The following is a 12,571-nucleotide window of genomic DNA, read 5'->3' as shown; positions in this document are numbered from 1 at the left end:
TATTTATACTAGCAAAGAGAGAGAAGGGGAAATGTATGAAGAAGATGTTTACAGCATTATTGCTAATTCTAGTATTGGTCGTTGCGGGATGTAGCAGTAACGATGGAGGGGCAGGCTCAACAGAGAAGTCCACGTTGAAGAATATTAAAGACAACAAAAAATTGGTGGTTGGAATTGCACCAGGTTATTTCCCTTTTGAAATGAAAAGCATTGAAGGCGGTTATGTCGGATATGATATCGATCTAGCAAACGCAGTGGGTGAAGCGTTAAATACGGAAGTAGAGTTTAAACAATTCGTATTTGATGGCTTAGGACCGGCTTTGCAAATAGGCGAAGTAGATATGGTCATCGCAGGTATGACGATTCGTGGGGACCGTGCATTATCCATTAGCATGTCCAATCCTTACTATAAAACAGGTCAGGCGATCATGGTGCCAGCTGTGAATAAAGGGATCAAATCATGGGAAGAGCTTGACGTCAAGGGGAATAAAATTGCTGTAGGTATTGGGACTACGGGCGCATTGCTTGCGAAGTCTCAGTTCAAAAATGCGGAAGTAGTAGACTTCGAGGATTTCCCGTTAGCAGCTACGACAATGGGTTCAGGCCAGGCTGATGCCGTTGTGTATGATGAACCTGCCATTGCTGTTTGGCGTTTGGAACATGAAGGAGAAGTTCATCAAGTAGAAGGTTTGATGTCTGCTGAGAATCTCGGTATTGCAGTAAAGAAAAATGATTTTGAAACGATTCAATGGTTGAATTCATTCTTGCACAGCTATGTTGACAGCCCGGAAGAACTAGCATCAAGAAGTCGTTGGTTTGAAGAAAGCGACTGGCTAGATAAGGTTTCGGGAGAATAATATGGGCGGCTATGAATATGACTTCAGTGTAATATCGCAAAATATGGATATCTTTATTGAAGGGGCGCTGAAAACTCTTGAAATTTCAGCGATCGCATTATTGCTGGCTATTCCGATGGGGATTATTATCGGAATGGGTAGGATTTCCCGCAATAGATTCATCCGTATTCTTTCCTCAGCCTATGTAGAAGTCATGCGCGGCGTGCCGTTGCTTGTACTATTGATTTGGATTTTCTTTGTACTCGGTCAATTTTTAAAGCTCGGTTCTTATTGGGCATCAATTATTGGTTTGGCTGTTTTTACCGCAGCATTCATTGCAGAAATTGTTCGTTCAGGAATACAAGGTGTGCCAAGAGGTCAGATGGAGGCAGCTCGTTCGTCAGGTATGACCTACTGGCAGGCGATGCGTTTGATCGTTTTGCCACAAGCATTCCGAAGAGTTCTACCGCCACTTGCTTCACAATTCATCATGCTAATTAAAGACTCCTCTTTGATTTCGGTCATCGGTGCGACGGAATTGACGTTGAACGCGAAGAATCTCGTGGCCACAAGTATGCGTTCCATAGAAGTATGGACATTCATCGGTTTTGTTTACTTTGCCATGACGTTCACGTTATCCATGATCATTCGTGCGATCGAACAAAAGTTATTAGCGAGAGAAAATTCATGAAGCTTGACGTGAAGGAGTGCCAGATATGATTTCTATTAAACACGTAAATAAAACATTCGGTATGAACCAAGTGCTGACAGATGTCTCGCTTGAAGTACCTAAATCACACGTTGTGGCCATCATAGGCCCAAGTGGAGCAGGGAAGTCTACATTAATTCGTACGATCAATGCGCTCGAACCTATCGATGACGGAGAAATTGTAGTAGACGGCGTTTCCATACACGATAGAAAAGTGAATATTAACAAAGCGCGTTCTGAAATCGGATTCGTGTTCCAAAGCTTTAATCTCTATCCTTTCCTTACAGCGTTGCAAAATGTCACGCTTGCACCTATCAATGTAAAAGGACTAAGCAAAAGCGCTGCGGAAACGCGAGGGAAGGAGTTGCTGACTTCACTAGGTCTTGGCGATAAATTTGACGCGTATCCGAATCGGTTATCAGGCGGTCAGCAACAACGTGTCGCGATAGCGCGTGCGCTCGCAATGGATCCGCAAGTGATGCTTTTCGATGAGCCGACTTCCGCACTCGATCCCGAGATGGTCACCGAAGTTCTCGATGCCATCCGTAAACTGGCTGAAAGTGGTATGACGATGGTCGTCGTGACACATGAAATGGGCTTCGCCAAAGAAATTTGTGACGAAATCATCTTCATGGCAGATGGCAAAGTCGTGGAACAGGCATCACCTGCCAAGTTCTTCACGAATCCCGATTCCGAACGTGCCCAGAATTTTTTATCGAAAGTATTACATCACTAATTGAACGTCCCTCGTTGTCATATGATATGGCAAGGAGGGATTTTTTTGTACAATCGACAAGCGGCAGTAGACTATGCAGACACTTGGTGGAATAGCAGAAACCCTGCCTTCCCCAGTTTTGAAGATGACTGTACGAATTTCATTTCACAATGTCTGTTGGCGGGTGGAGCACCGATGCATGGACAACCAAACCGCGAAAAGGGTTGGTGGATGCGTAAAGGCACATGGAGCTTCAGTTTTACCGTTGCTCATTCATTGAGGTGGTACTTAGCGACTTCTACAATAGGACTGACTGCAACTCAAGTAAAAACTCCACAAGAATTACAGCTAGGCGATATCATTTCATACGACTTCCATGGAGACGGGCGTTTCGATCATACGACGATTGTAACTGCCAAGGACGGAGATATGCCGCTCGTCAATGCCCATACGTATAACGCATATCACCGCACATGGGATTATAAGGACTCCTATGCTTACTCGCCAAATGCGAAGTATATCTTTTTTAAAATTACTGATCATTTCTCATAATTATCCAGTTCTGCATCAAAGTGTTTCTCATAGCCTCTAGCAACAGACTACCAAGTTAGGGTATAATGAAAAATAGATACTTATTGCAAAGGAGAAGGTTGAGTGTGAATGAACAAGCATTATCGGTAAGAGAGGCCATTGTTACACGGCGCTCTATTAAGAATTTTAACGGACAACCGATCGAACCAGAGATCATTCCAGAAATTATAGAAGATGCCGTTTGGGCTCCAAACCACGGAAACCGTAATCCTTGGCGATTGATCGTAGCGACAGGTGAACAGTATGAACAGCTTTTGGACGTCTTGAAGGAGTTCGGTGTAGCAAATTGGAAACAGCTTTCTGCTGAGGATCTTGAAAAACAAATGAAGAAGTTCTCGACTGCCGGTGCAGCTGTTTTCGTCATCGTACCTGAAGATGTACGCCAAAAAGAACGGCTGGAGGATTACGCAGCAGCTAGCATACTCATTCAAAATATCCAATTGCTTGCTTGGGATAAAGGAATAGGTACTTGTTGGAAGACACCACCGTTCATCGATCACCCGAAATTCCGCGAGCAGTTAGGCGTAGAGGTGGGCGAACGCATCATCAGCATGTTGCAGTTCGGCTATTTCGATACGTCACCGAAAGCCTCACCACGTAAGCCGGTAGAAGAAATCATTACGTACTTTGGAAGTAGTGAGGACGAAGAAGAGGAATCTTGAGAGTGGTCACGTACCATTTTTCATGTAAATATACGAATGAAATACAAAACAGGCTACCCCATTTGTGGAGTAGCCTGTTTCTTGTATGTGAGAAGGGAGAAGCGCTACAATCAACAGAACCGCTCAATCGCCTCATCTATCCGCTCGCAAATCACAAATCATAGCCCTAGTTTTTCGATCTCTCCATAATAATTACTGATAACACGCAGTCCTTTATCGAAATTCTCCAAATGGAAGTGTTCATTCGGTGCGTGGAAGTTTTCTGTATCCAGTCCGAAGCCCATCAAGACGACGGGTAAATTTAGAATTTCATCGAATGCAGCGACGATGGGTATGGAGCCGCCACCGCGTGTATAGACGGTAGGTACGCCGTATACTTGCTCGTACGCTCTGCCAGCCGCTTGGATGACTTCATGATCATATGGAGTTAAATAAGGTTTACCTTTATCAAATTCAGTAACCGTCACTTCACATCCGACTGGTTCGTGTTTCGCGATGTGCGCGCGTAGTTTTTCTATGATTTCATCCGGCTCTTGATCGGGAACTAGACGACATGTGATTTTCGCTCCGGCTTCGGAAGGAAGGACGGTTTTGATACCTTCTCCTGAAAATCCGCCGAATACACCGTTAATTTCGAGTGTAGGGCGGGCCCATGTACGTTCTGTGTATGTGTAGCCTGGCTCGCCAGTGAGTTCTTTGACACCGACTTCTTTTTTCACTGCTTCTTTATCGAAGTCGAGAGCAGCCCAACCCGCGCGCTCCTCTACCGTTAGATCGAGAACTTGATCATAGAATCCGTCGATTGCGATAGTTCCTTCGGCATCACGGAATGAAGCCAAGATTTCGACGAGTGCGTGGATTGGATTTTGAACACCGCCACCATACAGTCCGGAGTGCAAGTCGCCTTTAGGACCTTTCACATCGATTTGTACGCCGGCTAATCCACGTAGTCCGTAGCAAATGGCGGGCTGTCCAGGTCCGTACATGCCTGTATCTGAAATGACGATGAAGTCTGCTGCTAGCTTGTCTTGATTATTTTGGATATATTCCTCGAGGCTCGGGCTACCGATTTCTTCTTCACCTTCAATAATTAGCTTGACGTTAACAGGAAGTTTTCCTTCAACATTCATCAGCGCCTCGATTGCTTTACTGTGCATAAACACTTGCCCTTTATCATCGCTTGCTCCGCGTGCATATAATTTATTATCACGGATTGTTGCTTCAAATGGAGGTGTTTCCCATAAGTGAAGCGGATCAACAGGTTGCACATCGTAGTGGCCGTAGATTAGGATGGTTGGCTGACCTTCAGCATGTAACCAGTCCGCATAGACAACGGGTTGTCCAGCCGTTTTTTCAATTGACACGTTTTCCAAACCAATTGTTTCGAATTCATTCGACAGCCATTCTGCTGCTTTTTGCATATCTGATTGATGTTCGGAAAGTGCACTGATGCTTGGAATTGCCAAGAAGCTCGTCAACTCTTCCAAGTGGCGGTCACGGTTGGTTGTGAAATAGTGATCCAATGCTTGTGATGAAGTCATGGTAAACCCTCTTTTCTTTGGATATTTTCTATATCACAGTATAGCAGAAATTCGTGAGGTATTAAGGTTTAGGCACTTACGGGTAAGGGAACTGAATGATAAAAGTATACGTCCTACCTGTATGTTGCATTAACGATTCAGTTTATATATGTGATATACTTATGAAATAAGAAATGTTGGATTCATGGCAATAACATATGATGAATGATGACAAATAAATGGAGAAACGTTGGAGGAGACGCAATTGTTTATTGCACTGGGACTATGTTTATTTTTGTCCTTCTTTTTATCGGGAAGTGAAACAGCGTTGACCGCTATCAATCGAATGAAAGTTCAATTGCGTGCGGATCAAGGAGACGTTAAATCGATAAAATTACGAAAATTGATTTCCAAGCCGGACCGTATGATTACGGCCATATTAATCGGGAATAATATTGCGAATATTTTGATGCCGACGATTGTGACGATGATTGCAATCGATAAAGGATTGAGTATTGGGTTACTGACAGGGATCTTAACGGTTATTTTGATTATATTCGGAGAGGTATTGCCGAAAACGATTGCTGCAACATTTGCGGATCGTATCGCGTATTTTGTAGCACCACCCATTTCGGTGCTCGTGAAGTTAATGATTCCATTGACGTTATTCCTATCATTGTTTACCAATTTCTTCGTTCGCTTAATTTCAAAAGGAACGGTGACGGAAGCCACTTTGACGAAAGAAGATGTGCGTTCCATGGTGGACATTGCATCTACAGAAGGTACATTCGGTCAGGATGAATCAATTCGTCTTAAAGGTATGCTAGATTTTCGCGATAAAGATGTTAGCGATGTAATGGAAACGCACCGTACGGATATTATTTCATTGTCGATGGATTCTACGTATGAAGAAGTACGTGACGTCGTATTGCAGTATTTCTATACCCGCTATCCAGTATATGAAGAGAGTATCGACAAAGTGGTCGGTATTTTTTATTCCAAAATGTTGATTGAGTGGTCAATGTTTCCCGAGCGAACGTTTGCGGAGGTAATTGATCGCCAGCCTTTGTTCGTCGTGCAGACCGCAAGTGTAGAGCTTGTGTTTAAGCGTATGTTAACGCAAAAGAAACATATGGCGATTGTGCTAGATGAATATGGTGGGACACTTGGGATCGTCACACAGGAAGATATTATTGAAGAAATGATTGGACAGGATATAGAGGATGAAACGGACGTGGAGGAAGAGTCGATGGTCTTCGAAAAAGAAGAGAATCTTCTAGTCTGTCAAGGACGTTTAGAGATTGAAGACGTGATTGAACTACTCGATATAGAGTTACCTACCGATCACGATACCATCGGTGGATTTGTTTTTCAGGAAGTGGGTCATATCCCTGAAGAAGGCGAGAAGTTTAGTTATAATTCGTTGTTGTTTGAAATTGAAGAAATGGACAGAACGCGAATTTTGCGCCTAAAGATTACCAAGCAGGAACCAAAAGAAGAGGTCGTTGAAGCGTAGAGTTTGTCAAGTAACCTTACATAAATGTAAGGTTACTGAAAGAGAAAGCGATAGCTCGTAATGTGTGTGTCGATGATAATAAGGGTACCAGTTATAAAACGGAGGCTACTTATTATGAAAAACGACTTAAACGCATTATACGAAGAATATGGACGCTATATATATCATTTATGTCTTAAACTGACTCGCAATAAAGAAGAAGCAGAAGATCTCATGCAAGACGTATGGGTAAAAGTAGTGCGCTACAGCGGTGAAATGAGTGAAGTCAACCGCATGAAGGCTTGGTTGACGACTATTTGTATGAACACATTTCGCGACCGTTATAGAAAAAATGTACGTCAGAGTCAATACGTGATGAATCAACCTGATACATTAGACGTTCCGATCTTAGATTTGGTTCCTAGTAATGCGAAAACTCCTGCTGAATTGATGGAGCAGAATGATATTTCCGAGCTTGTGCAACAGAAAATCAGCGAGTTGGACGGTATTTACCGAAAAACGATTGAGTATTTCTATGTGAATCAATATTCGTTAGTAGAGATCGCAGGGTTGATGAGTGTGTCGATCGGCACTGTGAAGTCCCGCTTGTTCCGCGCGAAGAAGTACCTGAAAGAGTTGCTCGTACAAGACGAGGCAGCTGAAGAGTATGTTATGGCCTAAGCTCACACTTGCTGTGGGCTTTTTTTAATGGGGTAAGAGGGGATTAAATTCTAGGGCATGTATGTTGAGAGTAAATTTGTAAGCACAAGGGGATTGAGGCTCCAGCTGGGGACGCTTTCCGGAGGGCGTGGCTTACTCAAATGCTAGCAATTAAAGTACATGCTCCTAACGCTACGCTTTTACTCGCAAATGCCGTCCTCCGCTACGGCATTCGCTGATCCTCCCGGAGTCGCCCTAGCTTCCGCCTCAATCCTATATGGATAGTGGGTAGATGTAGATCACTCATTGCCGATAGTGTGTGATTTAGTGTTGTTTTTGAACTTATTTCACATTCAAGTACAGTTCAAGTTCAGAACTGCTTGCAATTCTGGGTTCAATGGATTTTGAAAAGTATCATCCATTCGTATTGCAGGGATTGGAGCGAAAGCCGTCACGAAGAACGGCTTTTGCAAGTAAATGCGAAGCGTTAAGAGCACATCTTTGTACTAGGAGGGTAGACTCCCGAGAGTCCATGGGAAGCGTCCGCCTAGAGCGCAAATCCCTACTCCCAATCCACAATTCTCCTCACCAATTTCAAACCGAAAAACAACCTCCATCAGCAATACTTGATAGAGGTTGTTCGTATTTATTTCGTCGCTTCAGCAAGCTGCTTATTTAAATCCGCGAGACGCTCTTCCATTTTAGAAAGGCGCAGCTCTGCATTTTCGATCATTTTCACATGACCTGTCGACTCTAACTTCTCCATATCACCCTGCAGGCTGATGTAGTCCATCTTAAGCTCTGCGATCTCTTGTTCCAACTGATCCTTTGTCATAAGGGAAAACTCCTATCATCTGTTTTCCCTTAGTGTAACATATCCTGCCTTGTGCGTTTAGGGAACTCCAACAAATAACGGATCGCTTCAAGCACTTTTTCTTCACTATTCCCGATATCGATCTGTAACTGCTTTTTGATCGCGCGTTCCTTACGTGCATCATGTAGCAATGGTTCCATGATCGCATTCAGTAAGTTCGACTGAGTTACCTTACGGCCGAGGCCGAGATGCGTAAAGCCGTTTCTCTCGGTTGGAAATCCGAGGTTTGATTCGAATTCGTTTTGGGCAAGTACAATACAAGGCACACCGATAACGGCTACTTCATATGGTGTATAACCCGCATCACACAGAATCATATCGGCTTTTGAGAACAGTTCTGCACGGTTGTCTGGGGCTTGTACGACTTTGGTGTTCGGTCGGCTCAATGCCATCATTTGGATTTCACTCACATCATGTTTATAATTCTTTCCAAGCAGTACCAGTACGGATAAAGGAATTTGCAGTTGCTTTAAATGTCGCAAAGCCCGGAATGTGAGATTGCCCGGATCCTCATCGCCGAATGAAATGACGAGTTGCGAAGAAGACGGGGATTTTCTTTTTAAACCGGCATGCCGAAAAGATTGCAGTGACGCGTCTGCCATGTATGTCTGCGGCCCCACTATATAGTGCTCAGCATAGAGTTCCTGAGTTTCCGGATACAGCGTCTGGATCACCCAGTCTGCCAATTGTCCGCCATCACCGAAATCGTCGAAATGTAAAATACTTGGTACTAGTTCATGAATTTTGGTCATTTCCTCTTTATAGCTTGGACCACTGTCACGAATCAAAAGATCAGGCTGAAGCTTACCTATTAATTTAATTAAGGAGGAAGGACCAATTACTTTATGGCACGTGAAATGTTCGCTTGGAACTGGCGTTTCTTGGTCGTATAAAAAGATGACTTGTGCTTCGTTTTTTAGGGTATTTGCCAGTAGTAGTGCACGTCGTAAAGGATAACTTCCTTTGCCTTCTGTTATGGAAAGATAGATCGCGATTGTTTTTTTGACTTGTTTTTCGATTGGAACCACCCTTTCTGAAACTACTTGTTCCCCTTACCCTATGAAAAATGGGAATAGTTTATTACAATGAGAAGAAAGCGATTTAGAAAGGTTTCAAAGAGGGAAGGAGGCGGCCTACCTGATGTTCAATTCGTTGGTTATGGATTTAATGTTGGTCGTGTTAATTGGTGTAGCGTCGCAATGGCTAGCGTGGCGTACAAGGATGCCAGCGATTGTCGTGATGGCAATTGCGGGACTACTGGTTGGACCGATTTTCGGTTTGATTAATCCGCAACAATCAATGGGGGATCTATATTCACCCATCATTACATTCGCGGTGGCTATTATCTTATTTGAAGGCAGTTTGAATCTCGATTTTAAAGAAATTAAAGGATTTGGACGTCCTGTTGCAAGAATCGTAACGTTCGGTGCATTTATTGCGTGGATTGCTGGTTCACTTGCGGCTCACTATATCGCAGGATTGTCATGGGAAGTGGCATTCATTATTGGAGGCCTATTTATCGTCACAGGTCCTACTGTAATCTTGCCTTTACTTAGACAGGCGCGCTTAAAGCCCCGTGCGGCCGCGATATTAAAGTGGGAAGGAATCGTCGTTGATCCGTTCGGTGCACTTCTAGCCGTATTTGCATTTGAAGTCATCAAATTCGTCAATAGTGAAGTAACGGCCAAAGCGATGTTGCTGTTTTTTGGTGCTTCATTGTTCTCCGTACTTCTTGGTTGGGGAACGAGCAGGATTCTAGGCACAGCATTTGAAAAGGGCTGGGTACCGGAATATTTAAAAGCGCCAATCTTATTCGGCCTCGTGTTATTTGTCTTCGTATTATCGGATGAAATCATGCATGAGACTGGTTTATTGGCAGTCACAGCGATGGGGATGACGATGGCGAATATGCATTTGACTACTTTAGAAGACATTCGCAATTTCAAAGAGAATATTTCAGTATTGCTCATATCGGGAATATTCGTCATGTTGACGGCATCGTTAGATCCACATATTTTGATTGAAATATTGAATCCAAAAATTATTCTATACGTACTCGCAATGTTATTTGTCGTTAGACCGCTATCGATATGGGTATCAACAATCGGCACGGATTTAACGAATCGTGAAAAAACACTCATCGGTTGGATTGCGCCACGGGGGATAGTAGCACTGACTGTATCAGGCTATTTCGCGACCATATTGCTTGAAAACGGCTATAAAGATGCGGAGCTTTTAACCGCGTTGACTTTCGCGCTCGTATTTGCGACTGTCATCTTACATGGCTTCTCGATTGGCTGGCTTGCCAAGAAACTGAATTTGGCCACGCCGATTGAATCGGGCGTAGTACTAATCGGCAGTACAAGATTCGTAGCGGAACTTGCGAAGAATATTAGTACTGCTGGTCACAAAGTTTTGGTTGTGGAAGACTCTTGGGGTGGCTTGTCTAATGCGCGAAAACTCAGCATACCAACGTTTAAGGGAGATATTTTATCCGAGCATACAGGCTATCATTTAGATTTAACGCCATACCGTTATATTTTGGCCATGACTAAGACGGATACCTATAACTCACACGTATGCGCCGATTTTACGCCAGATCTAGGAAGAGACTTACTGTTTCAAACGACCACACATAAACGAAGTGCAGATCAACAGTTCAACCTAGCGACAGGGCAATTCCTGTTCACACCGAACTTGACGATTCATGAACTGGATGAACGTATCAATCAAGGGCACGTATTCCGTAAGACGTTGTTGACGAAACAATATAGCTACACGCAGTACTTACGCGAGCGCGACGATCAATCGATATTGTTGTACATCATTCGTGCAAATGGAGACATGGAGTTCTACACGGCAGAGAAAGAACTGCAAGCACAAACGGGGGATACAATCGTAGCGCTTTCGACGTTAAATAAAACGATCGAGCGGACGATTGACCGACTGGAAGAAAAGAACGGCAAAGCAAGTGTACCGAAAGAAATTGTAGAGACAAAGTTCTTGGAAGATACACCGCATGAAAAACCAGCGATTCCAGGCGAGACTCCACCGAAGATCATGAAAGATTGAGTGGATGGAAGTGAATTGTATTTCAATAGCGTGGGGGCTAGGGATTGGCGCTTCGGAGAGGACGCTTTCTTGAGCGCCCATCCTACGCGTCAATCCCTCGTAAGATGAGTGGTTAATACGTATTGTTGTACAGTAAAGTTAGAATTGTAATCGTTTCTATATATATGAACCAAGCCCTTAAACCTAAACAGGTTCAAGGGCTTTACTAATTCAAATACTACCGACAGTAAGTGATTAGAAATTGAATTTGATCATCACTTGAACTTAACTAAGTTCAAAGTCAACAACAATTCATACACTATCTTCAGTGATGAATCTCCGTACCTCAACTATAAACGTAGGATTGAAGCGGAAGCTGGGGCGACTCCGGGAGGATCAGCGTGAGTTCGAGACCCTGGACAGGTGCCTTAATTTCTGCAAAGTACACAGAAATACGGCAAAGCGAACCCTTTGTTGTTCGCTTGGCTCGGGCCACGCCCTCCGGAAAGCGTCCCCAACTGGAGCTTCAATCCCATGCCCTAACTAACTAAACATACATTACAAACACCATTCGACCTTGAACTTCAGCACTTTCCACCACACACTACATCAACTAGTGTGCGGTGTTGTTTGATCACATATGAAAAAGGGTACTCATACTACACATATTCCTATAACAAACACTAGTAAATACCGCCCGGCTCGCATATCCATATAGTATGAAATGCGTACCTAAAGGATAAAATGAAAATACCAATCCCGCGCGAATCCAATCTTTTGATGGATTGGCAGTTCACGCGCTACCGCGTAAACTAGTTATACTAGCTGTACATATCGAAAATTCCTATTCGGAGGTGGATACCATGAATGCTGTAATAGGGTTTGCGAACGCCGCCGAACAACTACAGCGGTATGACGCAATCCGGAAAAAGAATGCCGGAAATGCTTATGAACGACAAACAGAATTTCGTGAACTAGCGCAAAAGACCAAAGATGAATTGGTCGCATTGCTGCGCGGAAACTCGCAACCAATTGAAAAACCGGAAGAAATGCAAACAGACTTCCAGAAGCTTGGCGCGGGACAGATGAAGAATATCTCGATTCCACTCGGTAATAACTTGGATGAAACGATTGATTTGTGGCGTGAAGTCCGCAAAGAGGCATACTCTGAATCACCACCAACGACAGCGGATTATCAGCTAGCTAGTAATGCATCTGCGAAAATCACACAAGCTGAACTACAATTAGCGTTACATAATCGGGCCAAAACTATTCGTGATCTCATGAGTAGCGTCGACAGTACCGCAGCAACTAATAGACCGAATCGTATGCAACAACAATATAGTCATGCATTTACTCTCTATCAAGTACAAAGTCAAGCCAGAATGAATCAGTACGACATGGATCAGCCACAAATGAATATCAGCATTTGATCTGATTCGTTTGAAAACGAAGCCC

Annotated in this window: 12 protein-coding genes; 9 read left to right on the top strand and 3 right to left on the bottom strand. The window is 43.6% G+C overall.

Annotation, left to right across the window (positions count from 1 at the left end; all coding sequences use genetic code 11):
* Positions 1-35 precede the first annotated feature (35 nt).
* From CSV75_RS09215 to CSV75_RS09195, 5 genes are all read left to right on the top strand, one after another.
* Positions 36-857, top strand: coding sequence for a transporter substrate-binding domain-containing protein (locus CSV75_RS09215; RefSeq protein ID WP_099675602.1), 822 nt, complete (start codon positions 36-38; stop codon positions 855-857).
* 1 nt (position 858) lies between these two features.
* Complete coding sequence (locus CSV75_RS09210) at positions 859-1,527, top strand: amino acid ABC transporter permease (RefSeq protein WP_083034879.1); 669 nt, start codon at positions 859-861, stop codon at positions 1,525-1,527.
* A gap of 25 nt (positions 1,528-1,552) precedes the next feature.
* Positions 1,553-2,281 carry an amino acid ABC transporter ATP-binding protein gene (locus CSV75_RS09205; RefSeq protein WP_099632074.1) on the top strand — a complete coding sequence of 243 codons (729 nt, stop codon included), beginning with the start codon at positions 1,553-1,555 and terminating at the stop codon, positions 2,279-2,281.
* 45 nt (positions 2,282-2,326) lie between these two features.
* Positions 2,327-2,812 carry an amidase domain-containing protein gene (locus tag CSV75_RS09200; RefSeq protein ID WP_233191629.1) on the top strand — a complete coding sequence of 162 codons (486 nt, stop codon included), beginning with the start codon at positions 2,327-2,329 and terminating at the stop codon, positions 2,810-2,812.
* A gap of 104 nt (positions 2,813-2,916) precedes the next feature.
* Complete coding sequence (locus tag CSV75_RS09195) at positions 2,917-3,513, top strand: nitroreductase family protein (protein WP_099675601.1); 597 nt, start codon at positions 2,917-2,919, stop codon at positions 3,511-3,513.
* Positions 3,514-3,671: 158 nt separating this feature from the next.
* Here the strand turns inward: CSV75_RS09195 and CSV75_RS09190 are convergent, their stop codons facing one another.
* Positions 3,672-5,054 (bottom strand): dipeptidase, encoded by a 1,383-nt coding sequence (locus CSV75_RS09190; RefSeq protein ID WP_099675600.1) that lies wholly within the window; start codon positions 5,052-5,054, stop codon positions 3,672-3,674.
* 244 nt (positions 5,055-5,298) lie between these two features.
* Between CSV75_RS09190 and CSV75_RS09185 the strand changes: the two genes are divergently transcribed.
* Together CSV75_RS09185 and CSV75_RS09180 are read left to right on the top strand one after the other, a co-directional pair.
* Positions 5,299-6,549, top strand: a complete 1,251-nt coding sequence (locus CSV75_RS09185) for a hemolysin family protein (RefSeq protein ID WP_099675599.1) — start codon at positions 5,299-5,301, stop codon at positions 6,547-6,549.
* Between the two features lie 114 nt (positions 6,550-6,663).
* Positions 6,664-7,209 (top strand): RNA polymerase sigma factor, encoded by a 546-nt coding sequence (locus tag CSV75_RS09180; RefSeq protein ID WP_099632070.1) that lies wholly within the window; start codon positions 6,664-6,666, stop codon positions 7,207-7,209.
* A gap of 625 nt (positions 7,210-7,834) precedes the next feature.
* Here CSV75_RS09180 and CSV75_RS09175 read toward each other — a convergent pair.
* The gene (locus tag CSV75_RS09175; RefSeq protein WP_099675598.1) at positions 7,835-8,023 is read right to left on the bottom strand and encodes an SE1832 family protein; all 189 of its coding nucleotides are present in this window, start codon (positions 8,021-8,023) and stop codon (positions 7,835-7,837) included.
* A 29-nt stretch (positions 8,024-8,052) separates the two neighbouring features.
* Entirely contained in the window at positions 8,053-9,090 is a 1,038-nt protein-coding gene (locus CSV75_RS09170; protein ID WP_099632650.1) for a glycosyltransferase family protein, read from the bottom strand.
* 112 nt (positions 9,091-9,202) lie between these two features.
* On the opposite strand from CSV75_RS09170, the gene CSV75_RS09165 reads away from it, so the two are divergent.
* Positions 9,203-11,134 carry a cation:proton antiporter gene (locus tag CSV75_RS09165; protein ID WP_099675597.1) on the top strand — a complete coding sequence of 644 codons (1,932 nt, stop codon included), beginning with the start codon at positions 9,203-9,205 and terminating at the stop codon, positions 11,132-11,134.
* A gap of 842 nt (positions 11,135-11,976) precedes the next feature.
* Positions 11,977-12,546: a hypothetical protein gene (locus CSV75_RS09160; protein WP_099675596.1), complete on the top strand. Its 570-nt coding sequence runs from the start codon at positions 11,977-11,979 to the stop codon at positions 12,544-12,546.
* The last annotated feature ends 25 nt before the right edge of the window (positions 12,547-12,571 follow it).

Source organism: Sporosarcina sp. P18a, from assembly GCF_002743135.1.
Taxonomy (GTDB): domain Bacteria; phylum Bacillota; class Bacilli; order Bacillales_A; family Planococcaceae; genus Sporosarcina.
Note: the sequence above shows the minus strand (reverse complement) of the source record. Positions and strands in the feature narration are given on the sequence as shown.

What these genes read in the sequence shown, in the direction of transcription:
- CSV75_RS09215 (WP_099675602.1), top strand. Translation starts at nt 36, where the DNA reads ATGAAGAAGATGTTTACAGCATTATTGCTAATTCTAGTATTGGTCGTT.
- CSV75_RS09210 (WP_083034879.1), top strand. Translation starts at nt 859, where the DNA reads ATGGGCGGCTATGAATATGACTTCAGTGTAATATCGCAAAATATGGAT.
- CSV75_RS09205 (WP_099632074.1), top strand. Translation starts at nt 1,553, where the DNA reads ATGATTTCTATTAAACACGTAAATAAAACATTCGGTATGAACCAAGTG.
- CSV75_RS09190 (WP_099675600.1), bottom strand. Translation starts at nt 5,054, where the DNA reads ATGACTTCATCACAAGCATTGGATCACTATTTCACAACCAACCGTGAC.
- CSV75_RS09180 (WP_099632070.1), top strand. Translation starts at nt 6,664, where the DNA reads ATGAAAAACGACTTAAACGCATTATACGAAGAATATGGACGCTATATA.
- CSV75_RS09175 (WP_099675598.1), bottom strand. Translation starts at nt 8,023, where the DNA reads ATGACAAAGGATCAGTTGGAACAAGAGATCGCAGAGCTTAAGATGGAC.
- CSV75_RS09165 (WP_099675597.1), top strand. Translation starts at nt 9,203, where the DNA reads ATGTTCAATTCGTTGGTTATGGATTTAATGTTGGTCGTGTTAATTGGT.
- CSV75_RS09160 (WP_099675596.1), top strand. Translation starts at nt 11,977, where the DNA reads ATGAATGCTGTAATAGGGTTTGCGAACGCCGCCGAACAACTACAGCGG.